The organism is Cupriavidus sp. 05L411 (genome assembly GCF_056398045.1).
On the sequence record NZ_JBFTOQ010000008.1, the window covers coordinates 185,088 to 209,911 of the forward strand.

25 protein-coding genes are annotated in these 24,824 nt (G+C 67.0%); 10 read left to right on the forward strand and 15 right to left on the reverse strand.

Annotated elements, in window-relative coordinates; genetic code table 11:
- Nucleotides 1-26: 26 nt before the first annotated feature.
- Nucleotides 27-1,073, reverse strand: a complete 1,047-nt coding sequence (gene queA / locus AC1DQR_RS12145) for a tRNA preQ1(34) S-adenosylmethionine ribosyltransferase-isomerase QueA (RefSeq protein WP_416050384.1) — start codon at nucleotides 1,071-1,073, stop codon at nucleotides 27-29.
- 184 nt (nucleotides 1,074-1,257) lie between these two features.
- Here queA and recG point away from each other — a divergent pair, with 184 nt between their 5' ends.
- The 6 genes from recG to ubiA all read left to right on the forward strand — a co-directional run bounded on the left by recG (nucleotide 1,258) and on the right by ubiA (nucleotide 8,107).
- Nucleotides 1,258-3,456: an ATP-dependent DNA helicase RecG gene (gene recG, locus AC1DQR_RS12150; protein WP_477133077.1), complete on the forward strand. Its 2,199-nt coding sequence runs from the start codon at nucleotides 1,258-1,260 to the stop codon at nucleotides 3,454-3,456.
- A 122-nt stretch (nucleotides 3,457-3,578) separates the two neighbouring features.
- Nucleotides 3,579-4,532 carry a LysR substrate-binding domain-containing protein gene (locus AC1DQR_RS12155; RefSeq protein WP_043349480.1) on the forward strand — a complete coding sequence of 318 codons (954 nt, stop codon included), beginning with the start codon at nucleotides 3,579-3,581 and terminating at the stop codon, nucleotides 4,530-4,532.
- 307 nt (nucleotides 4,533-4,839) lie between these two features.
- The gene (locus tag AC1DQR_RS12160; protein ID WP_416049656.1) at nucleotides 4,840-6,285 is read left to right on the forward strand and encodes a catalase; all 1,446 of its coding nucleotides are present in this window, start codon (nucleotides 4,840-4,842) and stop codon (nucleotides 6,283-6,285) included.
- Nucleotides 6,286-6,362: 77 nt separating this feature from the next.
- Nucleotides 6,363-6,557 carry a hypothetical protein gene (locus tag AC1DQR_RS12165; protein WP_416049655.1) on the forward strand — a complete coding sequence of 65 codons (195 nt, stop codon included), beginning with the start codon at nucleotides 6,363-6,365 and terminating at the stop codon, nucleotides 6,555-6,557.
- 77 nt (nucleotides 6,558-6,634) lie between these two features.
- Nucleotides 6,635-7,120, forward strand: a complete 486-nt coding sequence (locus AC1DQR_RS12170; protein WP_416049654.1) for a Dps family protein — start codon at nucleotides 6,635-6,637, stop codon at nucleotides 7,118-7,120.
- Nucleotides 7,121-7,249: 129 nt separating this feature from the next.
- A complete protein-coding gene (ubiA, locus tag AC1DQR_RS12175; protein WP_416049653.1) occupies nucleotides 7,250-8,107 on the forward strand; it encodes a 4-hydroxybenzoate octaprenyltransferase in 858 nt (285 codons plus the stop codon).
- 65 nt (nucleotides 8,108-8,172) lie between these two features.
- Here ubiA and proC read toward each other — a convergent pair whose 3' ends face one another.
- Together proC and AC1DQR_RS12185 are read right to left on the reverse strand one after the other, a co-directional pair.
- A complete protein-coding gene (proC, locus tag AC1DQR_RS12180; protein WP_416049652.1) occupies nucleotides 8,173-8,997 on the reverse strand; it encodes a pyrroline-5-carboxylate reductase in 825 nt (274 codons plus the stop codon).
- 45 nt (nucleotides 8,998-9,042) lie between these two features.
- On the reverse strand, nucleotides 9,043-9,771 hold the full coding sequence (locus AC1DQR_RS12185) for a YggS family pyridoxal phosphate-dependent enzyme (protein WP_416049651.1): 729 nt from the start codon (nucleotides 9,769-9,771) through the stop codon (nucleotides 9,043-9,045).
- Between the two features lie 63 nt (nucleotides 9,772-9,834).
- Here AC1DQR_RS12185 and AC1DQR_RS12190 point away from each other — a divergent pair, with 63 nt between their 5' ends.
- The 3 genes from AC1DQR_RS12190 (at nucleotide 9,835) to AC1DQR_RS12200 (ending at nucleotide 12,628) form a co-directional block, all read left to right on the forward strand.
- Complete coding sequence (locus tag AC1DQR_RS12190; RefSeq protein ID WP_416049650.1) at nucleotides 9,835-10,878, forward strand: type IV pilus twitching motility protein PilT; 1,044 nt, start codon at nucleotides 9,835-9,837, stop codon at nucleotides 10,876-10,878.
- Nucleotides 10,879-10,912: 34 nt separating this feature from the next.
- Entirely contained in the window at nucleotides 10,913-12,052 is a 1,140-nt protein-coding gene (locus AC1DQR_RS12195) for a PilT/PilU family type 4a pilus ATPase (protein WP_043349449.1), read from the forward strand.
- An 84-nt stretch (nucleotides 12,053-12,136) separates the two neighbouring features.
- Nucleotides 12,137-12,628, forward strand: a complete 492-nt coding sequence (locus tag AC1DQR_RS12200; protein WP_309409221.1) for a glutathione peroxidase — start codon at nucleotides 12,137-12,139, stop codon at nucleotides 12,626-12,628.
- A gap of 37 nt (nucleotides 12,629-12,665) precedes the next feature.
- Here the strand turns inward: AC1DQR_RS12200 and AC1DQR_RS12205 are convergent, their stop codons facing one another.
- The 12 genes from AC1DQR_RS12205 to AC1DQR_RS12260 form a co-directional block, all read right to left on the reverse strand.
- Nucleotides 12,666-13,355 carry a helix-turn-helix transcriptional regulator gene (locus AC1DQR_RS12205; protein WP_416049649.1) on the reverse strand — a complete coding sequence of 230 codons (690 nt, stop codon included), beginning with the start codon at nucleotides 13,353-13,355 and terminating at the stop codon, nucleotides 12,666-12,668.
- A gap of 54 nt (nucleotides 13,356-13,409) precedes the next feature.
- Complete coding sequence (locus AC1DQR_RS12210; RefSeq protein ID WP_416049648.1) at nucleotides 13,410-13,775, reverse strand: VOC family protein; 366 nt, start codon at nucleotides 13,773-13,775, stop codon at nucleotides 13,410-13,412.
- Between the two features lie 80 nt (nucleotides 13,776-13,855).
- Entirely contained in the window at nucleotides 13,856-14,569 is a 714-nt protein-coding gene (locus AC1DQR_RS12215) for an LrgB family protein (RefSeq protein WP_477133078.1), read from the reverse strand.
- Nucleotides 14,566-14,952 (reverse strand): CidA/LrgA family protein, encoded by a 387-nt coding sequence (locus tag AC1DQR_RS12220; RefSeq protein WP_416049647.1) that lies wholly within the window; start codon nucleotides 14,950-14,952, stop codon nucleotides 14,566-14,568. The genes AC1DQR_RS12215 and AC1DQR_RS12220 overlap by 4 nt, the downstream gene beginning before the upstream one ends.
- Nucleotides 14,953-15,029: 77 nt before the next feature.
- Entirely contained in the window at nucleotides 15,030-16,295 is a 1,266-nt protein-coding gene (gene glcF / locus AC1DQR_RS12225; protein ID WP_477133079.1) for a glycolate oxidase subunit GlcF, read from the reverse strand.
- Between the two features lie 60 nt (nucleotides 16,296-16,355).
- Nucleotides 16,356-17,471: a glycolate oxidase subunit GlcE gene (gene glcE, locus AC1DQR_RS12230; protein ID WP_416049645.1), complete on the reverse strand. Its 1,116-nt coding sequence runs from the start codon at nucleotides 17,469-17,471 to the stop codon at nucleotides 16,356-16,358.
- 39 nt (nucleotides 17,472-17,510) lie between these two features.
- Nucleotides 17,511-18,470, reverse strand: a complete 960-nt coding sequence (locus AC1DQR_RS12235) for an ion transporter (protein ID WP_416049644.1) — start codon at nucleotides 18,468-18,470, stop codon at nucleotides 17,511-17,513.
- A 2-nt stretch (nucleotides 18,471-18,472) separates the two neighbouring features.
- On the reverse strand, nucleotides 18,473-19,966 hold the full coding sequence (locus AC1DQR_RS12240) for an FAD-linked oxidase C-terminal domain-containing protein (RefSeq protein ID WP_416049643.1): 1,494 nt from the start codon (nucleotides 19,964-19,966) through the stop codon (nucleotides 18,473-18,475).
- Between the two features lie 261 nt (nucleotides 19,967-20,227).
- A complete protein-coding gene (locus AC1DQR_RS12245; protein ID WP_416049642.1) occupies nucleotides 20,228-20,755 on the reverse strand; it encodes a GNAT family N-acetyltransferase in 528 nt (175 codons plus the stop codon).
- A complete protein-coding gene (locus tag AC1DQR_RS12250; protein ID WP_477133080.1) occupies nucleotides 20,755-21,549 on the reverse strand; it encodes a hypothetical protein in 795 nt (264 codons plus the stop codon). The genes AC1DQR_RS12245 and AC1DQR_RS12250 overlap by 1 nt, the downstream gene beginning before the upstream one ends.
- Nucleotides 21,550-21,595: 46 nt before the next feature.
- Nucleotides 21,596-22,486 carry a LysR substrate-binding domain-containing protein gene (locus AC1DQR_RS12255; protein WP_150985975.1) on the reverse strand — a complete coding sequence of 297 codons (891 nt, stop codon included), beginning with the start codon at nucleotides 22,484-22,486 and terminating at the stop codon, nucleotides 21,596-21,598.
- A gap of 13 nt (nucleotides 22,487-22,499) precedes the next feature.
- A complete protein-coding gene (locus AC1DQR_RS12260; RefSeq protein WP_416049640.1) occupies nucleotides 22,500-23,918 on the reverse strand; it encodes an FAD-binding oxidoreductase in 1,419 nt (472 codons plus the stop codon).
- Nucleotides 23,919-24,162: 244 nt separating this feature from the next.
- On the opposite strand from AC1DQR_RS12260, the gene AC1DQR_RS12265 reads away from it, so the two are divergent.
- Nucleotides 24,163-24,708: a cob(I)yrinic acid a,c-diamide adenosyltransferase gene (locus AC1DQR_RS12265; protein ID WP_416049639.1), complete on the forward strand. Its 546-nt coding sequence runs from the start codon at nucleotides 24,163-24,165 to the stop codon at nucleotides 24,706-24,708.
- The last annotated feature ends 116 nt before the right edge of the window (nucleotides 24,709-24,824 follow it).

A 24,824-nucleotide genomic window follows, 5' to 3' on the forward strand; every position in this document is an offset into this window, starting at 1 on the left:
TTCAGGGTCGGGCTGGCGCGGCGCGCTCAGGGCTGGGGCTGGCGCGTCAGCAGCATGGCGTCGCCGTAGCTGAAGAAGCGGTAGCGCTCGGCCACCGCATGGCGGTAGGCGGCGCGGATGGGCTCCACCCCGGCCAGCGCTGACACCAGCATCAGCAAGGTCGACTTGGGCAGGTGGAAATTGGTGATCAGCGCATCGACCACGCGGAAACGGTAGCCGGGGGTGATGAAGATCTCGGTGTCGCCACGGCCGGCGGCCAGCGTGCCGTCGGTGGCGCCGGCGGACTCCAGCGCGCGCAGGGACGTGGTGCCGACCGCGATCACGCGGCCTCCGGCGGCGCGCGTGTCGCGCACGGCCTGGGCCAGCGCATCCGACACCTCGTACCACTCGGCGTGCATTTTGTGCTCGGCCAGGTTCTCGGTGCGCACCGGCTGGAAGGTGCCGGCGCCCACGTGCAGGGTCAGGAAGCCGCGGCGCACGCCCAGCGCATCGAGCCGGGCGAACAGGGCCTCGTCGAAATGCAGGCCGGCAGTCGGCGCTGCCACCGCGCCGGGGGCGCGGGCGTAGACCGTCTGGTACCGGGTTTCGTCGAAGGCGTCGGGATCGTGGGTGATGTATGGCGGCAGCGGCAGGCGGCCGTGGCGCTCGATCAGGTCCAGCGCCGGCTCTGGGAAGGTGAGCGTGAAGAACTGGTCCACGCGCGGGCCCACAGTGACGTCGAAGGCATCCGCCAGGCGCAGCAGGCTGCCCACAGGCGGCGTCTTGGAGGCGCGCACCTGGGCCAGCACGGTATGGCTGTCCAGTACCCGCTCGACCAGCACCTCGACCTTGCCGCCGCTGCCCTTTTGCCCGAAGAAGCGCGCCTTGATGACGCGGGTGTCATTGAACACCAGCAAATCGTTGGGGCGCAGGTAGTCGACGAGGTCGGTAAACGCGCGGTCTGTAAGGCGGGTGGTGCCTTCCCGGGCGTCCGTATCCACCACCAGCAGCCGGCTCGCGCCGCGCTCCGGCAAGGCGGTTTGGGCGATCAGTTCAGGCGGGAGGGCAAAGTCAAAATCGGACAGCGTCAGCATCATGGGGGTAAAAACGGCCGCAGACCGCGCGGTGGCGCGGCCGGCATAGGTACAATCGGCGAATCCGATATTGTAAGGCTTGGGGCGGCTGCGCCGCCCGGGCGCGCGTGATATCGCCTATTTGCGCCAACCAGCGCGTGCCACCTGGCGCGCGCCCCGACCCGAATCGCCAGCCACGCCCCAGATGCCAGGAACTGCTCCCGACCGAACCCCGGAAACCAACGACAGCCCGCCCGCGGCGCGCGCCGGGGACAAGCCGGGCCGTGCGGGCAAGGCGGTGGCCAAGGGCGCTGCCGCCGGCAAGCCGTCCTCGGCCATGGCCCGGCTGCATAAGCTCGGGCTCAAGCGCGACGTCGATCTGGTGCTGCACTTGCCGATGCGCTACGAGGACGAGACCACGCTGCTGCCGATCGCCGATGCCATCGGGCGCGCGGGCATGGGGCTGACGGTGCAGGTCGAGGGCGTGGTCACCTCCAACGAGGTCAGCCTGCGCCCGCGCCGCCAGATGGTGGTCAAGATTGCCGACGATACCGGCGAGCTGACGCTGCGGTTCATTAATTTCTACGGCAGCCAGACCCAGTTGATGGCCGAAGGCGCCTGCCTGCGGGTGCGCGGCGAACTGCGCGGCGGCTTCTTCGGCGCGGAGATGGTCCATCCCACGGTGCGCGCGGTGACGCCCGGCGAGGCGCTGCCCGAGCGGCTGACCCCGGTCTACCCGAGCACCGCCGGCATCCCGCAGAGCTACCTGCGCAAGGCCATCGGCGGCGCGCTGTCACGCACGCCGCTGCCCGAGACCCTGCCAGCGCCCGTGCTGCAAGGCCCGCTAGCCCAGCTCAAGCTGCAAGCCTTGCCCGAGTGCCTGCGCCTGCTGCACACACCGCCGCAGGATGTGGACGAGCACGCGCTGGTCGAGCGCTCGCACCCGGCCTGGCAACGCATCAAGCTCGACGAGCTGCTGGCGCAGCAGCTCTCCCTCAAGCGCTCCCAGGCGGCGCGGCGCGACAAGAGCGCGCCGCCCATGCCGCGCCGCGCGGGCGGCCTGCTGACCGCCTTCCTGGCTGCGCTGCCGTTCAAGCTGACCGGCGCGCAGCAGCGCGTGGTGGAAGAGATTGCCAAGGACATGGGTGCGCCCCACCCGATGCACCGCCTGCTGCAGGGCGACGTCGGCAGCGGCAAGACCATCGTGGCGGCGCTGGCCGCGTGCCAGGCCATCGATGCCGGTTACCAGGCCGCGCTGATGGCACCCACCGAAATCCTGGCCGAACAGCACTACCGCAAGCTCTCTGCCTGGCTGGAGCCGCTGGGCGTGCCGGTGGTGTGGCTGGCCGGCAGCCTGAAGACACGCGCCAAGCGCGAGGCCGCGGCCAAGGTCGAGTCCGGCGAGGCCAAGCTGGCCATCGGCACCCACGCGCTGATCCAGGACAGCGTCAAGTTTGCCCGCCTGGGCTTGTCCGTGGTCGATGAGCAGCATCGCTTCGGCGTGGCCCAGCGGCTGGCGCTGCGCGGCAAGGCGGACCCCGATGCCGCCGCGCAGGGCAAGGCTGGCAAGGCCGCGGAAACCGTGCCGCACCAGCTGATGATGTCGGCCACGCCGATCCCGCGCACGCTGGCCATGACCTACTACGCCGACCTCGACGTCTCGGTGATCGACGAATTGCCGCCCGGGCGCACTCCGGTGGTGACCCGGCTGGTCAACGACGCGCGCCGCGACGAGGTGATCGAGCGCGTGCACCACGCCGCCGCCGATGGGCGCCAGGTCTACTGGGTCTGCCCGTTGATCGAAGAGAGCGAGGCGCTGCAATTGCAGACCGCGGTGGAAACCTATGAAACGCTGGTCGCCGCCTTGCCCGAGCTCAAGGTGGGATTGGTGCACGGGCGCCTGCCACCGGCAGAGAAAGCCGCGGTGATGGAAGACTTTACCGCCAACCGGTTGCAGGTGTTGGTAGCCACCACTGTGATCGAAGTGGGGGTGGACGTGCCCAACGCCTCGTTGATGGTGATCGAGCATGCCGAGCGCTTCGGCCTGGCGCAGCTGCACCAGTTGCGCGGCCGGGTAGGGCGAGGCAGCGCGGAATCGGTCTGCCTGCTGATGTACCAGGCACCGCTGTCGCCCACCGGGCGCGAGCGCCTGGCCACCATGCGCGAGACCACCGACGGCTTTGAGATCGCCCGGCGCGACCTGCAGATACGCGGTCCCGGCGAGTTCCTCGGCGCGCGTCAGTCCGGCGAGGCGATGCTGCGTTTCGCCGATCTCAACACCGACGCCTGGCTGGTCGATTATGCCCAGGAGGCCGCCGAACTGATGCTGGCGCGCTTTCCGGAGGCGGTTGAGGCGCACCTGCTGCGCTGGCTGGGTGGCAGGGAGCACTACCTGAAGGCCTGATGTGACGGTGGGGACCCACCCGGTGGGGGCGGTCAGGTATCGCCTGCGTCGCTTTGCCTGTCATCTCTGACAGAACGTCGAATCGAAGGTAAAATCTATCGCTTAACGGAAATTGATAAGTCATGACGCTCACCGAACTCAAGTACATCGTCGCCGTAGCGCGCGAGCGCCATTTCGGCCGGGCGGCCGAAGCTTGCTTCGTGTCGCAGCCAACGCTGTCGGTGGCGATCAAGAAGCTGGAAGACGAACTCAATGTGCAGATCTTCGAGCGCGGCACGTCCGAAGTCTCGGTGACGCCGATCGGCGAGCAGATCGTGGCGCAGGCCCAGCGCGTGCTGGAGCAGACCATGGCCATCCGCGAGATCGCCAAGCAGGGCAAGGACCCGCTGGCCGGGCCGTTGCGGCTTGGCGTGATCTACACCATCGGGCCCTACCTGCTGCCCACGCTGGTCAAGGAAATGATCCAGACCGTGCCGCAGATGCCGCTGATGCTGCAGGAGAACTACACGGTCAAGCTGATCGAGCTGCTCAAGCAGGGCGAGATCGATTGCGCCATCATGGCCGAGCCCTTTGCCGATTCCGGGCTGACCGTGCAGCCGCTGTATGACGAGCCCTTCGTCGTGGCGGTGCCGCGTGGCCACCATCTGGAGCATGCCGGGAAGGTGGATCCCGACGAACTCAAGCAGCAAACCATGCTGCTGCTGGGCAGCGGGCATTGCTTCCGCGACCAGGTGCTGGGCGTATGCCCGGAGCTGTCGCGCTTCTCGCAGGCGGCCGACGGCATCCAGAAGACCTTCGAAGGCTCCTCGCTGGAAACCATCCGCCATATGGTGGCAAGTGGCGTTGGCATCACGGTGCTGCCGCGGACTTCGGTGCCGGACCTGAAGCCCAACAAGAACGACCTGCTGGCCTACGTGCCCTTTACCGATCCCGTGCCCGACCGGCGCGTGGTGCTGGCCTGGCGCAAGAGCTTTACCCGCCTGCCGGCCATGGAGGCGCTGCGCCGCGCGGTGGCTGCCTGCGACTTGCCCGGCGTCAGCATGCTGGCAGCCAAGGAACTGGCTGAAGCCGCCTGAGCGCGCCCGGCCTGCCGGCGCTCTGCGCCGGCGGCACGCTTTGCCCCTGCCTTGTTTTTTCTCCCCCCTCGATTTTTCTAACTTCTCTGTGTCTTTGCCCTATGCCATGCTGGCGCGCAGGCAGGAATAGGCATGCCCTATTTCATAGTTAGAAATAATTGAATTTGAAATTTAATAGCCTTTCCGTAGACTCCCTGCATCGACGCATTGCGCGCTGTCATCCACAAGGAGTCGCACATGAAAGGCGAAAAACCCAGCCCGCCCTCGCCAGACTCCCCGTTCCACTCCCACGAAAAATGAGGCCAAGATGAGCAAGAACAAGGACACTCTCACCACCGCCGCTGGCGCGCCGGTAGCCGACAACCAGAATTCGCAGACCGCCGGCCCGCGCGGCCCGATGCTGCTGCAAGACGTGTGGTTCCTGGAGAAGCTCGCTCACTTCGACCGTGAAGTCATTCCCGAGCGGCGCGTGCACGCCAAGGGCTCGGGCGCGCACGGCACGTTCACGGTGACCCACGACATCACGCGCTTTTCCAAGGCCTCGATCTTTGCCAGCGTCGGCAAGGAGACGCCGATGTTCATCCGCTTCTCCACGGTGGCGGGCGAGCGTGGCGCGGCGGATGCCGAGCGCGATGTGCGCGGGTTCTCGGTCAAGTTCTATACCGATGAAGGCAACTGGGACGTGGTGGGCAACAACACGCCGGTGTTCTTCGTGCGCGACCCGCTGAAATTCCCGGATTTCATCCACACGCAAAAACGCAATCCGCGCACCAACCTGCGCGACCCGATTGCCGTCTGGGATTTCTGGTCGCGCCATCCGGAATCGCTGCACCAGGTCACCATCCTGATGAGCGACCGCGGCCTGCCGCAGAACTATCGCCAGATCCATGGTTTCGGCTCGCATACCTTCTCGTTCATCAATGCGGCCAACGAGCGTTTCTGGGTGAAGTTCCACTTCAAGTCGCAGCAGGGCATCGCCAACTGGACCAACGAGGAAGCGGCCAAGGTGGTGGCGGGCGACCGCGAGAGCGCGCAGCGCGACTTGTTCGAGAACATCGAGCGCGGCAACTTCCCGCGCTGGAACGTGCGCGTGCAGGTCATGCCCGAAGCCGATGCGGCCAAGTACCACATCAACCCGTTCGACCTCACCAAGGTGTGGCCGCACAAGGACTATCCGTTGATCGACGTCGGCGTGATGGAGCTCAACCGCAACCCGGACAACTACTTCGCCGAGGTGGAGCAGGTGGCGATGAACCCCTCCAACATCGTGCCGGGCATCGGCTTCTCGCCCGACAAGATGCTGCAGGGCCGGCTGTTCTCGTACGGCGACACGCAGCGCTACCGCCTGGGCGTGAACCACAACCAGATCCCGGTGAACGCGCCCAAGTGCCCGTTCCACAATACCTTCCACCGCGATGGCGCGATGCGCGTGGACGGCAACCAGGGCGGCAAGCTCAACTACGAGCCGAACCGCGAGGGCGCCTACGCCGCCAGCGAGCGCGCCATCGAGCCGCCCCTGGCCCTGGATGGCGCGGCCGACCGCTTCGACCACCGTGTCGACAGCGATTACTACAGCCAGCCCGGCGCGCTGTTCCGCCTGTTCGACGAGGCCCAGCGCCAGCGTCTTTACGCGAACATTGCGGCGGCCATGCAGGGCGTGCCGGAAAATATCGTGCGGGTGCAGCTGGAGCACTTCACCAAGGCCGATCCGGCTTATGGCGAGGGCGTCAAGCGCGCACTCAACCTGAAGTAATGCGCAAGCAATGAAGCAGGGCAGTGCGGGTGGCCCTGAGCCGGGGCCACCTTGAAAGCCCGGCACGGAGAACCATCATGGCCATGTTCAGACTGTTCGCCAGCGAATTTCAGCAGTTGCAGCAAGCTGCCCACGACCGCCCCCGCCGCGCCGACGCGGCGCGCCTGCAACGCAAGCTGTGGCGCACGGAGATCGGGCTGGCGGCGGTCGCGCTGGGCGCGGTCGCGATGTTCCTGGACGCGGTCAAGGGTTTGTCTGCCTTTACCGGGTGATGCCATAATGTGCGGGTTGTGCCGCGTCCCGTGGCGCGGCAGTTGTCAGAGCCACCCCAGACTGGAGCGTACCTATCATGGCAAAGAAGAATGAGATGAGCGTGAACATCGGCATTTCCGACAAAGAACGCAAGAAGATCGCGGAAGGCCTGTCCAAGTTGCTGGCGGATACCTACACGCTCTATCTCAAGACCCATAACTTCCACTGGAACGTCACGGGTCCGATGTTCAACACCTTGCACCTGATGTTCGAGACGCAATACACCGAGCTGGCGCTCGCCGTGGACTCGATCGCCGAGCGCATCCGCGCGCTGGGCTACCCGGCGCCGGGCACCTACAAGGAATACGCCCGCTTGTCGTCGATCCCGGAGGAAGAGGGCGTGCCCGAAGCCACCGAGATGATCCGCAAGCTGGTCGAAGGCCAGGAAGCCGTGGTGCGCACCGCGCGCTCGCTGTTCCCGGCCATCGACGCCGCGGGCGATGAACCCTCCGCCGACCTGCTGACCCAGCGCATGCAGACGCACGAAAAAACCGCGTGGATGCTGCGCTCGATGCTGGCCTGATGCCCTGAGTCGACACCACCGGCGGCCGTGGTGTGCTGCCGGCCATACGCGCCGCGCCCTGACCGGGTCGCGGCGCGTTTTTCGTTGAATGCCATTGCCTTGCCCGACCCCGTGCCGCGGCCCCTCGCCATGTTTGAACGCTTAGCCCTGTACGCGCGCCTGGTGCGCATCGACAAGCCCATCGGCACGCTGCTGCTGCTGTGGCCCACGCTGTGGGCACTGTGGATGGCCTCGGGCGGCCAGCCGGTGTGGAGCCTGTTCTGGATCTTCGTCATCGGCACCTTCCTGATGCGCTCTGCCGGCTGCGCCATGAACGACTGGGCCGACCGCGACTTCGACAAACACGTCAAGCGCACCAAGGAGCGGCCACTGACCGCGGGCAAGATTGCCGCTTGGGAGGCGGTGGCGGTGGCGGTGGTGCTGTCGCTGGCGGCCTTCGCGCTGATCACGCCGCTCAATGGGTTTACCAAGTGGCTGGCGGTGGTCGGCGCCGTGCTTGCCGCCACCTATCCATTCTTCAAGCGGTTCTTTGCCATCCCGCAGGCCTACCTTGGCATTGCTTTCGGCTTTGGCATCCCGATGACGTTCGCCGCGGTGCAGGACCATGTGCCGGTGGTGGCGTGGGTGATGCTGCTGGCCAATGTGTTCTGGGCGGTGGCCTACGATACCGCCTACGCCATGGTGGACCGCGACGATGACTTGCTGCTCGGCATGAAGACGTCGGCCATCACGTTCGGGCGGTTCGATGTCGCCGCCATCATGATCTGCTATGCGGTGTTCCTGGGGCTGATGGCCTGGGCCGGTACGCAGTTCGGGCTGGGCTGGCCGTACTGGATCGGGCTGGCGGCGGCGGCGGGATGCGCGGTGTATCACTACACGTTGATCCGCGAGCGGGATCGCATGAAGTGCTTTGCCGCGTTCCGGCACAACAACTGGCTGGGCGCTTGTGTGTTTGCCGGGGTGGCTGCGGCCTACGCGTTGCGCTGAGGCTGCGCTCAAGTGTCCTGACGGTTTGCGTCCTCTCCCGCCGCGCGGGAAAGGACGTACCCAACTCAGTCCTTGCCAAACTCCGCGCCCATTTCCGTCGCGCGTTCAGCGGCGGCGTGCATGGCCTTGGCGAAGCCTTCGCCGATACCGGCGGCTTGCATGGCGGTGAGTGCGGCGTAGGTGGTGCCGCCCTTTGAGGTCACGCGCTCGCGCAGCAGGCTGACCGGCTCTTCCGACTGGGCAGCCAGGGCCGCGGCGCCGCGGAAGGTTTCCACTGCCAGCGCGCGCCCTTGCTGGGCGTTCAGACCGAGTTCCACGGCCGCTTTCTCCATGGCTTCGATGAAGTAGAAGACGTAGGCCGGGCCGCTGCCGGAGATGGCCGTGACTGCGTCGATCTGCGCGTCGCCTTCCACCCACTCGCACTTGCCCACGGCTTCGGCCAGCGCGCTGGCGATGTCGCGGTCCTGCTGCGCCAGCCCGGCTACCGCTGCCAGGCCGGTCATGCCCATGCCGGCCAGCGCCGGGGTGTTGGGCATGGCGCGCACCAGGCGGGTGCGCCCGCCGAACCAGCGCTGCATGTCGGCCAGGCGGATGCCGGCGGCCACGCTCACGATCAGGCTGTCGCCCAGGTGCGGCAGCAGCGCTGCCGCCGCTTCGCGGAACTGCTGCGGCTTGACCGCCAGCACAAGCACATCGCTCTTGCCAAAGGCGGCGTCGGGCGCGCCTGCCGCATGCACCCCAAGGTCGCGCCGCAGGCGCGCCTGCGCTTCATCGAACGGATCGACCACGCGGATCGAAGTGGCTGGCACGCCCCGGGCGATCAGGCCGCCGATCAGGGCGGTGGCCATATTGCCGCCGCCGAGGAAACCAAAGGTGAGAGTCTTGAGCATATCGATCTCTTGCTGGGAATCGTCTGGGAAGAAGGGGGCCGGCGTTCAGGCCAGCCTGGCCTGTGTCGCCTCGGGTGCCGTGGCATGGTCGCGCGCGCCGAAAATGGCGGTGCCGATGCGCACCACGGTAGCGCCCTCGGCAATGGCGGCCTCCATGTCGGCGGACATGCCCATCGAGAGCGTGTCCACATCCAGCCCGGCGGCGCGCAAGGTGTCGAGCAGGGTGCGCAGCGCGGCAAACGGCCGGCGCTGGGCCTCCATATCGCTCTGCGGCTCAGGAATGGCCATCAGGCCGCGCAGCCGCAGCCCGGGCAGCGTCGCCATGGCGCGTGCCAGCGCGGGCACTTCGTCTGGCGCGACACCGCTCTTGCTGGCTTCGCCGCTGATATTGACCTGCAGGCAGACCTGCAACGGCGCCATGCCGGCGGGCCGCTGCGCCGACAGCCGCTCGGCGATGCGCAGGCGGTCGATGGCATGGACCCAGTCGAACTGCTCGGCCACGGCACGCGTCTTGTTGCTTTGCAGGGGGCCGATAAAGTGCCAGCTTATCTGGTCGCGCAAATCGCCAAGCTGTGCAATCTTGTCCACGCCTTCCTGCACGTAGTTCTCGCCAAAGGCGCGCTGGCCGGCGTCGAACGCAGCCTGCACCGCGGCGGCGGGGAAGGTCTTCGAAACCGCCAGAAGCGTGACTTTACCGGCCGGTCGCCCGGCCTGTTGTGCGGCTGCCGCGACGCGCCGGTTGACGGCTTGCAAGTTGGCGGCGATTACAGACATAATCCGGCGAACATATCAAGAAGTACAACAATAAGTACGACAAAAAGGGTGGGGTCATTATAGATGGACATCGCGCAGCTATTAGCTTTCGCCGTCAAGAACAAGGCGTCCGATCTCCATCTCTCGGCAGACATGCCGCCGATGGTGCGTATCCACGGCGATATGCGCCGCATCAATGTGGCCGCGATGGGCCACAAAGATGTCCACGCCATGGTGTACGACATCATGAGCGACACCCAGCGCAAGCAATATGAGGAACGGCTGGAAATCGACTTTTCTTTCGAGATCGCCAGCCTCTCGCGATTCCGGGTCAATGCCTACAATACGCAGCGCGGCGCCGCCGCCGTGTTCCGGACCATTCCTTCCAAGGTACTGACGCTGGAAGACCTGCGCGCGCCGGCGGTATTCGCTGACCTGTGCATGAAGCCGCGCGGCCTGGTGCTGGTGACCGGCCCGACCGGCTCGGGCAAGTCCACCACGCTGGCGGCGATGGTGGACCACCGCAATGATAACGACATGGGCCACATCCTCACGGTGGAGGACCCGATCGAGTTCGTGCACACGTCCAAGAAGAGCCTGATCAACCAGCGCGAGCTGGGGCCGCACACGCATTCCTTTGCCAACGCGCTGCGCTCCGCGCTGCGTGAGGATCCCGATGTGGTGCTGGTGGGTGAGCTGCGCGACCTGGAAACCATCCGCCTGGCGCTGACTGCGGCCGAAACCGGCCACCTGGTGTTCGCCACACTGCACACGAGCTCGGCGGCCAAGACCATCGACCGGGTTGTCGACGTGTTCCCGCCCGAAGAAAAAGACATGGTGCGCACCATGTTGTCGGAATCGCTGGAAGCGGTGATTTCGCAAACGCTGCTCAAGACGCGCGATGGCAACGGCCGTACCGCGGCGCACGAGATCATGATCGCCACGCCTGCGATCCGCCACCTGATCCGCGAGAACAAGATCGCGCAGATGTACTCGATGATGCAGACCAGCAGCGGCCTTGGCATGCAGACGCTGGACCAGTGCCTGTCGGACCTGATCAAGCGCGGCATCATCAACTACAACGATGCGCGCGCCATTGCCAAGAACCCCGACTCATTCACGGGCTGAGGCGAGTCCGCCGCATCCGAACCAGGACACCGCCATGCTCGATCGCGAATCCGCCGCCAAGTACATCAACGACCTGCTCGAGCTGATGGTGGGCAACCGCGGCTCGGACCTGTTCATCACCGCGGATTTTCCGCCGGCCATCAAGGTCGATGGCAAGATCACGCCAGTCTCGCAGCAGCCGCTCAACCCCACCCAGGCGCTTGGCCTGGTGCGTTCCATCATGAACGAGCGGCAGGCGGGCGAGTTCGACGGTAGCCGCGAGTGCAACTTCGCCATCTCCGTGCCCAACGCCGGGCGCTTTCGCGTCTCCGCGTTCATCCAGCAGGGCAAGGCGGGCATGGTGGTGCGTACCATCAATACGCGCATTCCTTCGGTGGAAGACCTCGACCTGCCCCCCGCGCTGCATGACATCGTGATGTCAAAGCGCGGGCTGGTGATCGTCACCGGCGCCACCGGCTCGGGCAAGTCGACCTCGCTCGCGGCCATGCTCGATCACCGCAACGCGCATTCGTACGGGCATATCATCACCATCGAGGACCCGATCGAATACGTGCACGCGCACCAGAACTGCATCGTCACGCAGCGCGAGGTCGGCATCGATACCGACTCCTGGCACGTGGCGTTGAAGAACACGCTGCGCCAGGCGCCCGACGTGATCCTGATCGGCGAAATCCGCGATCGGGAAACCATGGAGTACGCGATGCAGTACGCGGAAACGGGCCACCTGTGCCTGGCTACGCTGCACGCCAACAATGCCAACCAGGCCATCGACCGCGTGGTCAACTTCTTCCCCGAGGAAAAGCGCCAGCAGTTGCTGATCGACCTGTCGCTCAACCTGAAGGCGATGGTGTCGCAGCGCCTGTTGCCGCGCAAGGGGCAGAAGGGCCGGGTGCCGGCAGTGGAGATCATGCTCGGCACGCCGCTGGTGGCCGACCTGATCTTCAAGGGCGAGATCCATGCGCTCAAGGAAGTCATCAAGAAGTCGCGCGAGCAGGGCATGGTGTCGTTCGACCAGGCGCTGTTCGATCTCTACGAGGCCGGCAAGATCACCTACGAAGACGCGCTGCGCAATGCCGACTCGCTCAACGACCTGCGCTTGATGATCAAGCTGCACGGCACCATGGACCGCGAGACCGACCTGGGCGCCGGCACCGAACACCTGAATGTGATCTGAGCACTCACGGCAGCGTCGCCAAGTACACTGTCTGGCGGTGGGCGCACATCGCCGTCCACCGCCGTGTCACCCGAGGATTCCGTCATGAGCAATGTCTACCAGTTCGAAGCCAGCTCCCTGGCCGGCCTGCCTGTGCCGCTGTCGCAATTCAGCGGCAAGGTGCTGCTGATCGTGAACACGGCCAGCGAGTGCGGCTTTACGCCGCAATATGCCGGCCTGCAGGCGCTGCAGGACCAGTACGCGGCAAGCGGCCTTGAAGTGCTGGGTTTTCCCTGTAACCAGTTCGGCAAGCAGGAGCCGGGCGATGCCGCGCAGATCGGCCAGTTTTGCGAGTCGCGCTTCCACGTCACCTTCCCGATGTTCGGCAAGATCGACGTCAAGGGCGATAACGCGCATCCGCTGTATCGCTGGCTGACCTCGGAGAAGCCGGGCGTGCTTGGCCTGGAAGCGATCAAGTGGAACTTCACCAAGTTCCTGCTGCGCCGCAACGGGACGGTGTTCAAGCGCTACGCGCCCACCACCAAGCCCGAGGATATCAAGCGCGACATCGAGACGCTGCTGGCCGAGCCGGCGTAGGACATGTCCCGAATCAGCCGGTCAGCCGATAGGCCGGCTAGCCGCTGCTGTGCTGCACCGCACGCAGGAAGCCATTGAGCGAGCGGTCGGGGGTTTCGTGGAAGCGGTCTTCCAACATGACGATGCCGCGGCAGCGGTCCAGGCGGAAGCTGCGATAGTCGGTGCGCGTGGTGCACCAGGCGGCCAGCAGCCAGCTATTGCCCCAGAAGAACAGGCCCAGCGGCTGCACGATGCGGTCGGAGGCGCGCTGCTGCGCGTCGGTGTAGTCCAGGCGCAGCAGGCGTTGCGCGTTCATGGCGCCATGCACCACGTCAAAGGCGTCGCGCACCTGCGGCAGGTTGACGAATTCGGGGGCGAACACGCGGCTTTGCTGCGCCGCATGACGCCGCGCGGGCGGTAGCGCCGCCACCAGCTTCTCCAGCGCGGGATCGGCCGCGGCGGCCAGCGCCCCGCCGCCCCAGGCCTTGAGCAGCCGCAGCCCGGCCACCAGCGCCTCGACTTCGATCGCGGTGAACATCAGCGGAGGGACGTCATAGTCGGCCCGCAACCGGTAGCCGATGCCCGCTTCGCCCTCGACCGGCACGCCCGACAGCGACAGCGCCTGGATATCCCGGTACACCGTGCGCTCGGACACCCCGAGCCGCTGCGCCAGCAGCGCCGCCGTGGTGAGGCGGCGCCCGCGCAGTACCTGGACGATCTGGAAAAGGCGGTCGGCGCGGCGGCTCATCGAGGCTTCATCTTGGTGCTATGCGGGTATTGGTAACACGGTCGCGGTGGCCGACTATCCTACCAGCGGCTGGTGCAGGCCGACGCGATTGCCTTCGCTGTCGATGATATGCGCGATATGGCCGATATCGCCAGGCAACTGCAGCGGGCCGAACACGGTCTTGCCGCCGGCCGCGGTGACACGCGCCAGCAGCGCCGTGAGCTGCGGCGTGTGCAGGTAAGGCAGGCAGCCGTCGGCCGAGGGGCGGAAGCCCTCGCCGGCTACCAGTGCGCCGCCAGGCTCATGGTTGGCAAAGACAGCCATGTCGATCTGCGCCATGGTTTCGCGCTTGAGGGTGGTCTCGAAGGCCTGCTCGTAGAACCGGATGGCACGGGTCATGTCCGCGACAGGAATTTCAAGCCAGTTGATCAGTCCGCTCATGATGGTCTCTCTCAGGGGTGATGGAGAGACGGATCATGCGCGAGGGCTCCTGACAACGTCCTGTCAGCAGGGATCAGGGATCAGCGTGGCATCCATGCCGCCAGCATCGGCACCATCACGGCGGTCAGCACGCCGTTCAGGCCCATGCCGAGCGCGGCGAAGGCGCCGGCCTCCTGGTTGACCTGGAAGGCGCGCGCGGTGCCGATGCCGTGCGCTGCCACGCCGGTGGCGAAACCGCGCACGGTGTAGTCGGAAATGCGCAGCAGGTTCAGCAGCTTGGTGGCGCTCACCGCGCCGATGATGCCGGTGGCCATCACCAGCACGGCGGTCAGCGAAGGCAGGCCACCGATCTTCTCGGCCACGCCCATGGCGATCGGGATGGTGACCGACTTGGGCGCGAGCGAGCGCATGGTCTCGGGCGAAGCGCCCAGCAGCCAGGCGATGCCCACGGCCGATACCACCGCCACCAGCGATCCCGCCAGCAGCCCGCCCAGCAGCGGGAAAACATGCTTGCGCAGCTGCATGTAAAGCGGCACCGCCAGCGCGACGGTAGCGGGCCCGAGCAGGAAGTGGACGAACTGCGCGCCATCGAAATAGGTCTTGTACGGCGTGCCGGTCACCGTCAGCAGCGTGACCAGGATGGCGACCGCGATCATCACGGGATTGGCTAGCGGCGAGAAGCGCGCGCGCTCATAGACGCGGAACGCGAAGACATAGGCCAGCAAGGTAGCGGTCAGGCCGAGCAGCGGGCTGGCCGCCAGATAGACCCAGATCTCGTTCAGGCGCGGCGTCATGCTTGTTCTCCCGAACCGGCTTGCGCCCCGGCATCCTCAGGCGGCCGGGGCTTGCCCATCAGCGCGCGCGCCACCAGCGCGGTGGTGGCGATCGCCAGCCAGGTGGACACCACCAGCGCCACCACGATCGGCAGCCACTCCCCGCCGATGCGGTGCGCGTGCACCATGATGCCGACACCCGCCGGCACGAACAGCAGCGACAAGTGCTTGAGCAGATCGGAAGTGGTCCCCTGGATCACCGGCAGTAGCCGGTCGTCGAACGTGAGCCAGCCGAACAGCAGGATCATGCCGATCACCGGCCCGGGCACGGGCAGGCTAAGGGAATAACTGAGCGTCTCCCCGACGGATTGGAAAACCAGCAGGATGGCGAAGGTCTGGAGCATGCGGGTGCGGGGCGAAAGGAGCGAAAGGCAGCAAGGGTGAATGCCATCGCATGGTAACCCGGCACCACGCGTCCAGCCTACCCCAGCATGCGGTCCACCAGCTCGATCCAGTGCATCACCGGCGTGCCGGTGCCGCTTTGCAGGTGCGTGATGCAGCCGATATTCGCCGAGACGATGGCCTCGGGCTTCGATGCCTGCAGATTGGCGAGCTTCTCGTCGCGCAGCCGATAGGACAAAGCGGGCTGCAGCACCGAGTACGTGCCTGCGGAGCCACAGCACAGGTGGCTGTCGGCACAGAGCTTGACGTCCACGCCCAGGCCTGTCAGCAGGGCTTCCACCTTGCCGCGGATCTGCTTGCCGTGCTGCAGCGTGCAGGGCGGATGGTAGGCCACGCGCTGGCCATCGGTGCCGTTGGTGCCTTTGTCGCTTCTTGCCTCGGCGGCCGCGTCTTGCAGGGCGTCGGCGAAGTTCGGCAGCAGCTCCGACAGATCCTTGGTCAGCGCCGAGATCTGGCGCGCGCGATCCGCATAGCGGGCATCGTTGCGCAGCAGGTGGCCGTATTCCTTGACCATCACGCCGCAGCCCGACGCCGTCATCACGATGGCCTCCGCGCCGGCTTGCACCGCCGGCCACCAGGCGTCGATATTGCGCCGCATATTGTCGAGGCCGCCGTCGTGGTCGCCGGTGTGATAGCGCACGGCGCCGCAACAACCGGCCTCGCGCGCCACCACCAGCTGCACGCCAAGGCGGTCGAACACGCGTGCCGTGGCGGCATTGATGTTGGGCGACATCGAGGGCTGCACGCAGCCGTCGAGCAACAACATCTTGCGCGCATGCGTGGTGCGCGGCCATGCGCCGGCGTTGACCGCCTGCGGCACCTTGTTGCGCAGCGCCTGCGGCAACAGCGCTCGCACGCGCTGCCCCATGCGCATGGCCGTGCCGAACAGCGCCGGGCGCGTCATGCTCTCGCGCAGCGCCCAGCGCGCGAAACGCTCGCGCGCCGGGCGCTGGATGCCTTGGGCCTCCAGGCGGTCATCTACCACCTTGCGGCCGATGTCGACCAGACGGCCGTACTTCACGCCCGAGGGGCAGGTGGATTCGCAGTTGCGGCAGGTCAGGCAGCGGTCCAGGTGCAGGCGTGTGCTTTCCGTGACGGGCTGGCCCTCCAGCACCTGCTTCATCAGGTAGATGCGGCCACGCGGGCCGTCCAGCTCGTCGCCGAGCAACTGGTAGGTGGGGCAGGTCGCGGTACAGAAGCCGCAATGCACGCATTTGCCGACGATGGACTTGGCTTCTTCGCCGTCGGGCGTGTCGCGCAGGAATTCGGCCAGTGTGGTTTGCATGGTTCGGGGACTCTCCGGTGCCTTGGCTGGGGATCGATGCGGTGTGGTGCGGCCCGTGGCTCAGAGGCCGGCGTACATGCGCTGCGGGTTGAAGATGCCGGCGGGGTCGAACGTCGCCTTGAGCCGCTGATGGATGGCCGCCACCGGCGCGGACAGCGGCGTGAACACGCCCACGGCCTTGTCGCCGTTGCGGAACAGCGTGGCGTGGCCGCCGGCCGCCTTGGCCGCGGCGCGCACGATGGCGCCGTCGGCCGCGCTGTCGCTGCCGCCCAGCCACCAGCGCTGGCCGCCGCCCCATTCGATCAGCTGCCCGCCGGGCAGCGCCAGCGGCGCGGCGGTGGTTGGCACGGCAATGCGCCACAGTGCCCGGCCCGCTTGCACCGGGGCAAAGAAGGCGTGGCTCTGCTCGCGCAGCGCGCGCCACAATGCATCGGCTTGCGCGGCATCCACGGCTTCGCCGCCAAGCCGCTCGCGCGCGGCGCGCAGCGCGGCCGCCGCGCCCGACAGGCGCAGGTGCAGCACGCCGTCGTGCCAGGCCGAAGCGGCAATCGGCAGGGGCTGGCCGCCCCAGTCGTTGAGGCGATCGAGCGCCGCGGCCTCGTCCAGCGCAAAACGCAGCGTGGCGTCGTCGAAGGGCACCGGCAGCACCTTGAGCGAGACTTCCAGGATCAGCCCCAGCGTGCCGAGCGACCCGGACATCAGCCGCGAGACGTCATAGCCGGCTACGTTCTTCATGACCTGGCCGCCAAAGCTCAGGACGTCGCCACGGCCATCCATCACGCGTGTGCCCAGCACAAAGTCACGCAACGCGCCCACCGCCTGCCGGCGCGGGCCGGACAGGCCAGCGGCAACGGCGCCGCCGATCGTGGCCACGTCGCTGGCATTGGCGCCGGTGCTGAAGTGCGGCGGCTCGAACGCCAGCATCTGGCGCCGCTCGGCCAGCGCCGCCTCGATCTCCGCCAGCGGCGTGCCGCAGCGCGCGGTGATCACCAGCTCGGGCGGGTCGTAGTCGACGATGCCGCTGTAGGCGCGCGTGTCGAGCAGCGCCCCTTGCGCATGCTGGCCGTAGAAATCCTTGCTGCCGCCGCCGCGCAGGCGCAGCGGCGCACGCGTGTCGGTGGCATGCCGGATGGCATCGCGAAAGGCGGTGAGGGTGGCTTGAGGATCTGCTGGCATGGCTGGCATGGTGGCGGGCGGGTGTCGGCGTGAACTAAGTCAGGCGGAAGAAGTGGGACGGTGCGGTGGCGTCTCGGCGCTTGCGCGGGAGCCTGCCGGCTCGCGTTCGCTCTCGTCGTGGTAAGGCGGCAGCTCGCTGCCGCAGTGCTTGCAGTAGCCGGCATCGGGATCGTGGCCTTCCGTCAGGCAATGGTTGCAGGTGCGCGTGGTCAGCGGCCGCTTCATGATGCTGGCGGCCAGCTCCGCGCCCACGATGCCGGTGGGGAAAGCGATGATGCCGTAGCCCAGCAGGATGGTCAGCGAGGTGATGAACTGGCCCAGCGGCGTCTTGGGCACCATATCGCCGAAGCCGGTGGTGGTCAGCGTCACCACCGCCCAGTACATGCTCACGGGGATGCTGGTGAAGCCGTGCTGCGGGCCTTCCACCACATACATCACGGTGCCGAGGATCACGGTGATAATGAACACCGTGCCAAGGAAGACGAAGATCTTGCGCCGGCTGTTGGCCAGCGCGCGGTACAGGATCTGCGCTTCTTCGAAATACACCGTCAGCTTGAGGATCCGGAACACGCGCAGCAGCCGCAGCAGGCGCACGTCGATCAGGAACGCCAGTTCGGGCACGAAGAAGGCCAGCCACGTGGGGATGATCGACAGGAAATCGACCACGCCGAAGAAGCTGAACACATAGCGCAAGGGGCGCCGCACCACCAGGATGCGCATCACGTACTCGCCGGTGAACAGCAGCGTGAACAGCCATTCCAGCACCGTGAACACGTGGCCAAGCCGCAGGCTGACCGCCGGCAGGCTGTCGAACACCACAATCAGCACGCTGGCCACGATGGCCAGCAGCAGGGTGACGTCGAACAGCCGCCCGTTGCGCGTGTCGGCCTCGAAGATGATGGTGTACCAGCGCTCGCGCCAGCCGGATTCGGGCTTGCCCAGGCGCTGGCGGGTTTGCGCGCTACTGCGGTTGCGTTGCGTGGCGTTTGGAGCGGCCATGTTCAGAATCGCGGCAGGTCAGGGTGCGGCAGCAGGCCGCGCTTCACATGCATGCGGCCGTACTCGGCGCAGCGCGCCAGCGTGGGGATGGCCTTGTCGGGGTTGAGCAGGCGCGCCGGGTCGAAGGCCGCCTTGACGCCAAAAAACAGCTCGCGCTCTTCCGCGGAGAACTGCACGCACATGGAGTTGAGCTTCTCCACGCCCACGCCGTGCTCGCCGGTCACCGTGCCGCCCAGCTCCACGCAGCTCTCCAGAATGTCGGATCCGAACAGCTCGGCGCGGTGCCATTCGTCCTGGTCCGCACCATCGAACAGGATCAGCGGGTGCATATTGCCGTCGCCCGCATGGAACACGTTCATGCAGCGCAGGCCGTACTTGCGCTCCATTTCCTCGATGCGCTTGAGCAGCGTGCCGATATGCTTGCGCGGAATGGTGCCGTCCATGCAGTAGTAGTCTGGCGAGATGCGCCCGGCGGCGGGGAAGGCGTTCTTGCGCCCGCTCCAGAAGCGCAGCCGTTCGGGCTCGCTTTGCGACACCTGGATGCGGCTGGCGCCGGAAGCGCGCAGCACCTCGCTCATGCGCTCCACTTCCTCGGCCACTTCTTCCGGCGTGCCGTCGGACTCGCACAGCAGGATGGCGGCGGCGTCCAGGTCGTAGCCGGCGCGCACGAATTCCTCGACCGCGGCGGTGGCGGGCTTGTCCATCATCTCCAGCCCGGCCGGGATGATGCCGGCGCCGATCACATCGGCCACCGCGTTGCCGCCCTTGGCTACGTCATCGAAGCTGGCCATGATCACCTGCGCCAGCTGCGGCTTGGGGATCAGCTTGACGGTCACCTCGGTGACCACCGCCAGCATGCCTTCGGAGCCGATCACGGCGGCCAGCAGGTCCAGCCCCGGCGCGTCGGGCGCTTCCGAGCCGAACTCCACCACTTCGCCCTCCATGGTGACGGCGCGCACGCGCAGCACGTTGTGCACCGTCAGGCCGTACTTCAGGCAATGCACGCCGCCTGAGTTCTCGCTGACGTTGCCGCCGATGGTGCAGGCGATCTGCGAGGAAGGATCGGGGGCGTAATAGAGGTTGTACTGCGCGGCGGCCTCTGAGATGGCGAGATTGCGCACGCCGGGCTGGACCACCGCAGTGCGCGAGCGCACGTCCACGCTGACAATGCGCTTGAACTTGGCCAGCGACAGTACCAGGCCAGTGGCGATCGGCATGGCCCCGCCGGACAGGCTGGTGCCGGCGCCGCGCGGCACCACGGGCACCTGCAGCGAGTGGCACAGGCGCAGGATGGCGCAGACCTGGTCCTCGTTGTCGGGCAGCGCCACGGCCATCGGCACCTGGCGATAGGCTGCCAGGCCGTCGCACTCGTAGGGCACGGTGTCTTCGGGTTTCCACAACAACGCCGCATCGGGCAGGATTTTCGCCAGGCCGGTGAGCAACGCGCTGCGGCGTGCGTCGTCGGCGACCAGTGAGACTTCGTGCGGGGCGTTCATGGCAACTCCTGTTATGGCCGCCGGCTCCCTGCCGAAAGCAGGGCGGGAGCGGGTGGGGAGCAAGGACTATAGCGCAGCCAGGTGGCGGCGCAGCCCCGTGGCGACGTGAATTCCGCATGGCGGGCCGATCAAAATCGCTCATGATGGCATTGGCCCGGAACGTGCCGTGCGGGTGGTGGCGGGGGGGATCCTCGCGGGCTGGCCGGTACCAATCCAGCTTAGCACCGGCGTGGCGCAAGGCGGCAATAGGGCGTTTTTTGGTCAGCGCGGCGTCAGCATGTGCACCATTTCCAGCGTGTCGTGGTAGTCCGGTGCCACATAGAGCGCCTGCGGCTCCACGCCGTAGCGCACGAAGCCCATGGCCTCATAGAGTGCAATCGCTGGCGCATTGATGAGGCTGACGCAGAGCGTGACCTGGCGCAGCCCGGGCATGGCGGTGGCCACCGCCAACGCCTGTTCCATCAGCTGTCGCCCGAGGCGCCGGTCGCGATAGCCCGGCGCCACATACATGCCCCAGATAAACGCCTTATGCCGCTGCTTGGCCTTGTCCTCGCGCATCAGCCCGACCACGCCGGCCAGCGCGGTGCCGCCCTCGGTGGCTTCAAAGGCGCCGATCACGGCCTTTTCGGGCGTTGCCTCAAGGCGGCCGGCGATGGTGGCCAGCGGCAGGTCACGCTCCTCCTCGAAGCTGGAACCGAAGGCAGCGGGCGCCTCCAGCAGGCCTTCGAGGCGCAGCGCCTGGAAGGCGCTAGCATCGGTGGGGGTGAGCAGGCGGATCTGCATGGGCATTATGTGCGCTCCTGATCGGCAATCACGGGCTGCTGTCTGGCGCGTCCTTTCCGATATGCCTTGACTGCCCATTGTGTAACAGCGGTAGCAAGGATTGCCATGGGAAAGGCGATCGCGATGGTGCTTTGCGGCAAGAGTACGGCCAAGGTGAAGCAGAACGCGACAAAGGAAAACAAGCCTGCCGCCATCGAAGCCAGCAAGGCGACGACAAAGTCCGGGCCGGCTGCCCGGTGCGAGAACACCGACAGCACAATGCCAAGCACTGGGAATACGGCCAGCAGCCCGCTCCAGGTGGAGCCGATCGATGCCGACAGGGTCGTTACCGCGACCGTCAGGGCCGCACCGGCCAGCATGCGCATCAGCAGCCCCGCGCGAGACACGGGAGCCGCCCGCCCGGCGGGACCGGGCAGCGGAAAGAGCGACGGACAGATGCCTAGCGTGAGCAGCGCCAAGGCCAGAGCGGTGAAGGGCGAGAAGGGCAGCCTGCCAAGCAACGCCGCCGCGGCCAGCCAGGCACCCAAGGCAGCCGTCAGCGCCAGCGGCCAACTGTGCCGGCGGCAACTCCAGGCATAGGCCAAGCTGAACTCTACCGACGCGAACACGGCGCAGAGGGCGCTGGTAGCCGCCGCGGCGGCAAACGGCGCGCCACGCTCCAGTGCAATCAAGAACAGGATCGGACCAACCACCACGGGCATGCCGGCCAGCAGGCCGGCCACGCTGGGGCCCCAGCGTTTGCCCGCCATGGAGATGCATGCGATGAAGCCGGGTACCAGTAACAGCTTCAGGGCGAGCATTGGCGGGATTCCTCTTCGTTGATGTTCAGGTTTGGGTTTTGAGGTGCTACCAGTCCAGGCTGAGCAGCCAGTCGACGAAATACCGTGCCTCCGGCTTGAGCGGCGCCTGTTCGCGCTCGACGATGTAGTAGCCGTGCGGCGACACCGATTCGATGTCCAGCAGCCGCACCATCTGGCCCAGCGACAGCCAGTGCCGGGCCATGCGCTGGCGCACCAGCGCCACGCCCTGGTTGGATGCGATGGCTTCAAGCATCAGGCCGATGTCGTTGAACTGCGGGCCGGTCTGGGGCTCGGGCCAGTCCAGGCCGGCTGTCTCGAACCAGGGCTTCCAGGGTTCCAGCGGGCTGCGCAGCAGCACCAGGTTGTGCAGGTGCTCGGGTTTGGTGATGGCGCGGCCGTCGATGCGCTCGTAGTACTCGCGCCCGCAGGCTGGGAACACGGGCTCGACCAGCAGCTTGGTGGTTTTCAGGTCGGGGTAGCGCCCCGTGCCGTAGCGGATCTCCACATCGGTGTCTTCCGCCTTCACGTCCAGGAAGGGGATGGCCAGGTGCAACTCGGTGTCGATGTGCGGGTACAGTGCCGTGAACTCGGGCAGGCGCGGCACCAGGTGCTGGCGGCCGAAGGTGGGCGGGATCGCCACGCGCAGGCGGGTGCGCAGCTTGTTGTACTCGGGCCGGGCCAGTTCGTTGAGCGCTTTGAGGGCATCCTGCACATTGCGCAGGTAGCGCGTGCCAGCGGCCGTCAGCCGCAGCGCGGCGTTGGCGCGCACGAACAGGTCCTCGCCCCACAGCTCCTCCAGGTTTTTGATGCGGTGCGACACCGCGCTGGGCGTGACCGACAGCTCCTCGGCCGCGCGTGCGAAGCTGCCCAGCCGGGCGGCGGCTTCGAACGCGATCAGCAGGTGCAGCGGCGGGACGCGGTTGAACACGGATGCCATGCCGCGCGAGCCCTTAGCGTACCGGGCGGAAGATCTTGCCCGGGTTGAGGATGTGGTTGGGATCGAGCGCGTTCTTGATGGCGCGCATCAGGTCGAGCGCGTCTTCGCCGTGCTCGCTGACCAGGAAATCCATCTTGTGCAGCCCCACGCCGTGCTCGCCGGTGCAGGTGCCACCCATGGCCAGCGCGCGCTCCACGATGCGCCGGTTGATGGTCTCGGCCTCGGCGAGCTCCTCGGGCTTCTCAGGGTCGGTGAGGATCGCGACGTGGAAATTGCCGTCGCCCACATGGCCCACGATGGGGCAGGGCAGGCTGGACGCGTTGAGGTCGCGCTCGGTCCCGGTCACGCAATCGGCCAGGCGGGAGATCGGCACGCACACGTCGGTGGTGACCGCCTTGCAGCCCGGCTTGAGCTGCAGCATGGCGAAGTAGGCGGTATGGCGCGCGTTCCACAGGCGGCTGCGGTCTTCCGGGCGCGTGGCCCATTCGAAGCCCTGGCCGCCATTGTCGGCGGCGATCTGCTGCACGGTCTCGGCCTGCTCCTTGACGCCGGCCTCGGTGCCATGGAATTCGAAGAACAGGTGCGGTGCCTCCGGCATGGACAGGTTGTCGTGCCGGTTGATGGCGCGGATGGCCAGCGCGTCGACGAACTCCACGCGCGCGACGGGCACGCCCAACTGGATGGTCTCGATGGTTGCCCGCACCGCGCTGCCCATGCTGGGGAAGCTGCAGATGGCCGCCGAGATGGCCTCGGGCTGCGGGTACAGCCGCACCGTCACCTCGGTGATGATGCCCAGCGTGCCTTCGCTGCCGATCATCAGGCGGGTCAGGTCGTAGCCGGCGGAGGACTTGCGGGCGTGGGTGCCGGTCTTGATGATGCGGCCGTCGGCGGTGACCACCGTCAGCGCCAGCACGTTCTCGCGCATGGTGCCGTAGCGCACCGCGTTGGTCCCGGAGGCGCGCGTGGCGCACATGCCGCCCAGCGAGGCATCGGCGCCCGGGTCGATCGGGAAGAACAGGCCGGAGTCCTTGATTTCCTGGTTCAGCTGCTTGCGGGTCACGCCCGGTTGCACCGTTACGTTCAGGTCTTCGGGTTGCACCGACAGCACCCTGTTCATCTGCGACAGGTCCAGGCTGATGCCGCCAGCCACCGCCAGCAGGTGGCCTTCGAGCGAGGAGCCGGCGCCGTAGGCGATCAGCGGCACACGGTGCTCGTTGCACAGGCGGGCCACTTCGGCTACTTCCTCGGTGGTGTGGGCGAAGACCACGCCGTCCGGCGCTGCCGGCGGGAAGGGGGACTCGTCGCGGCCGTGGTGGTCGCAGACACCGGGGGAGGTGGAGAAGCGTTCGCCGAAGCGGGCCTGCAGGGCGTCGCGCACGGCGGCGGGCAGGGGTTGGCGCACCAGCGCGGCGTGGGCAAGGGGTTGGTTCATGGCGTCTCCGGCGGGTCTGTGGGGGCCGGGGACGCGCAGCGCCGGCCATGCCATGGCAAGGCCGCGCTGAACGGCGCCGGCAATCGCACCCGGTAGCGTATCAAGCGAATCCCTTTATTCTACGCCGCGCCCGGGGCGGCTCGTTGGGCGGGCGCCGCAACCGCCACCCGGCGCCGGGCCACGCGCTAACGCTAAGGGCCGGATGCACGCCATAATGCTGGATTCGCCAACGCAGGAGACCCGCATGGGCCATCGCCTCTCCAAGATCGCCACCCGCACCGGAGATGCCGGCACCACCGGGCTTGGCGATGGCAGCCGCACCAGCAAGGACAGCCTGCGCATTGCCGCCATCGGCGATGTGGACGAACTCAACTCGAACCTTGGCGTGCTGCTCACCGAGACGCTGCCCGACGACGTCCGCTCGGCCTTGCTGCATATCCAGCACGATCTGTTCGACCTTGGCGGCGAGCTCTCCATCCCCGGCTACGTGCTGGTCAAGCCCGAGCAGGTGCTGCAGCTGGACGCATGGCTGGATCACTACAATGCCAACCTGCCGCGCCTGGCCGAGTTCATCCTGCCGGGCGGCAGCCGGGCCGCGGCGGCGGCGCATGTGTGCCGCACGGTGTGCCGGCGCGCCGAGCGCGCGCTGGTGGCGCTGGGCGCGCAGGAAGCCCTGAACGAGGCGCCCCGCCAGTACCTGAACCGCTTGTCCGACCTGCTGTTCGTACTGTCGCGCGTGCTCAACCGGGCCGGCGGGGGCAGCGATGTCCTGTGGCAGCGAGGCCGTTAGCCGCCTCTGTTTTAAATGATGCAAGAAGCACAAAAACCACGCTTGGCGCGCAACGTCTCCTAACACCCTGCAACTTGGCCAGCCAGCCTGCCGTTGATCAGAAGGAGAAGCCGAGA

What these genes read in the sequence shown, in the direction of transcription:
- queA (WP_416050384.1), bottom strand. Translation starts at nt 1,073, where the DNA reads ATGCTGACGCTGTCCGATTTTGACTTTGCCCTCCCGCCTGAACTGATC.
- recG (WP_477133077.1), top strand. Translation starts at nt 1,258, where the DNA reads ATGCCAGGAACTGCTCCCGACCGAACCCCGGAAACCAACGACAGCCCG.
- AC1DQR_RS12155 (WP_043349480.1), top strand. Translation starts at nt 3,579, where the DNA reads ATGACGCTCACCGAACTCAAGTACATCGTCGCCGTAGCGCGCGAGCGC.
- AC1DQR_RS12160 (WP_416049656.1), top strand. Translation starts at nt 4,840, where the DNA reads ATGAGCAAGAACAAGGACACTCTCACCACCGCCGCTGGCGCGCCGGTA.
- AC1DQR_RS12165 (WP_416049655.1), top strand. Translation starts at nt 6,363, where the DNA reads ATGGCCATGTTCAGACTGTTCGCCAGCGAATTTCAGCAGTTGCAGCAA.
- AC1DQR_RS12170 (WP_416049654.1), top strand. Translation starts at nt 6,635, where the DNA reads ATGGCAAAGAAGAATGAGATGAGCGTGAACATCGGCATTTCCGACAAA.
- ubiA (WP_416049653.1), top strand. Translation starts at nt 7,250, where the DNA reads ATGTTTGAACGCTTAGCCCTGTACGCGCGCCTGGTGCGCATCGACAAG.
- proC (WP_416049652.1), bottom strand. Translation starts at nt 8,997, where the DNA reads ATGCTCAAGACTCTCACCTTTGGTTTCCTCGGCGGCGGCAATATGGCC.
- AC1DQR_RS12185 (WP_416049651.1), bottom strand. Translation starts at nt 9,771, where the DNA reads ATGTCTGTAATCGCCGCCAACTTGCAAGCCGTCAACCGGCGCGTCGCG.
- AC1DQR_RS12190 (WP_416049650.1), top strand. Translation starts at nt 9,835, where the DNA reads ATGGACATCGCGCAGCTATTAGCTTTCGCCGTCAAGAACAAGGCGTCC.
- AC1DQR_RS12195 (WP_043349449.1), top strand. Translation starts at nt 10,913, where the DNA reads ATGCTCGATCGCGAATCCGCCGCCAAGTACATCAACGACCTGCTCGAG.
- AC1DQR_RS12200 (WP_309409221.1), top strand. Translation starts at nt 12,137, where the DNA reads ATGAGCAATGTCTACCAGTTCGAAGCCAGCTCCCTGGCCGGCCTGCCT.
- AC1DQR_RS12205 (WP_416049649.1), bottom strand. Translation starts at nt 13,355, where the DNA reads ATGAGCCGCCGCGCCGACCGCCTTTTCCAGATCGTCCAGGTACTGCGC.
- AC1DQR_RS12210 (WP_416049648.1), bottom strand. Translation starts at nt 13,775, where the DNA reads ATGAGCGGACTGATCAACTGGCTTGAAATTCCTGTCGCGGACATGACC.
- AC1DQR_RS12215 (WP_477133078.1), bottom strand. Translation starts at nt 14,569, where the DNA reads ATGACGCCGCGCCTGAACGAGATCTGGGTCTATCTGGCGGCCAGCCCG.
- AC1DQR_RS12220 (WP_416049647.1), bottom strand. Translation starts at nt 14,952, where the DNA reads ATGCTCCAGACCTTCGCCATCCTGCTGGTTTTCCAATCCGTCGGGGAG.
- glcF (WP_477133079.1), bottom strand. Translation starts at nt 16,295, where the DNA reads ATGCAAACCACACTGGCCGAATTCCTGCGCGACACGCCCGACGGCGAA.
- glcE (WP_416049645.1), bottom strand. Translation starts at nt 17,471, where the DNA reads ATGCCAGCAGATCCTCAAGCCACCCTCACCGCCTTTCGCGATGCCATC.
- AC1DQR_RS12235 (WP_416049644.1), bottom strand. Translation starts at nt 18,470, where the DNA reads ATGGCCGCTCCAAACGCCACGCAACGCAACCGCAGTAGCGCGCAAACC.
- AC1DQR_RS12240 (WP_416049643.1), bottom strand. Translation starts at nt 19,966, where the DNA reads ATGAACGCCCCGCACGAAGTCTCACTGGTCGCCGACGACGCACGCCGC.
- AC1DQR_RS12245 (WP_416049642.1), bottom strand. Translation starts at nt 20,755, where the DNA reads ATGCCCATGCAGATCCGCCTGCTCACCCCCACCGATGCTAGCGCCTTC.
- AC1DQR_RS12250 (WP_477133080.1), bottom strand. Translation starts at nt 21,549, where the DNA reads ATGCTCGCCCTGAAGCTGTTACTGGTACCCGGCTTCATCGCATGCATC.
- AC1DQR_RS12255 (WP_150985975.1), bottom strand. Translation starts at nt 22,486, where the DNA reads ATGGCATCCGTGTTCAACCGCGTCCCGCCGCTGCACCTGCTGATCGCG.
- AC1DQR_RS12260 (WP_416049640.1), bottom strand. Translation starts at nt 23,918, where the DNA reads ATGAACCAACCCCTTGCCCACGCCGCGCTGGTGCGCCAACCCCTGCCC.
- AC1DQR_RS12265 (WP_416049639.1), top strand. Translation starts at nt 24,163, where the DNA reads ATGGGCCATCGCCTCTCCAAGATCGCCACCCGCACCGGAGATGCCGGC.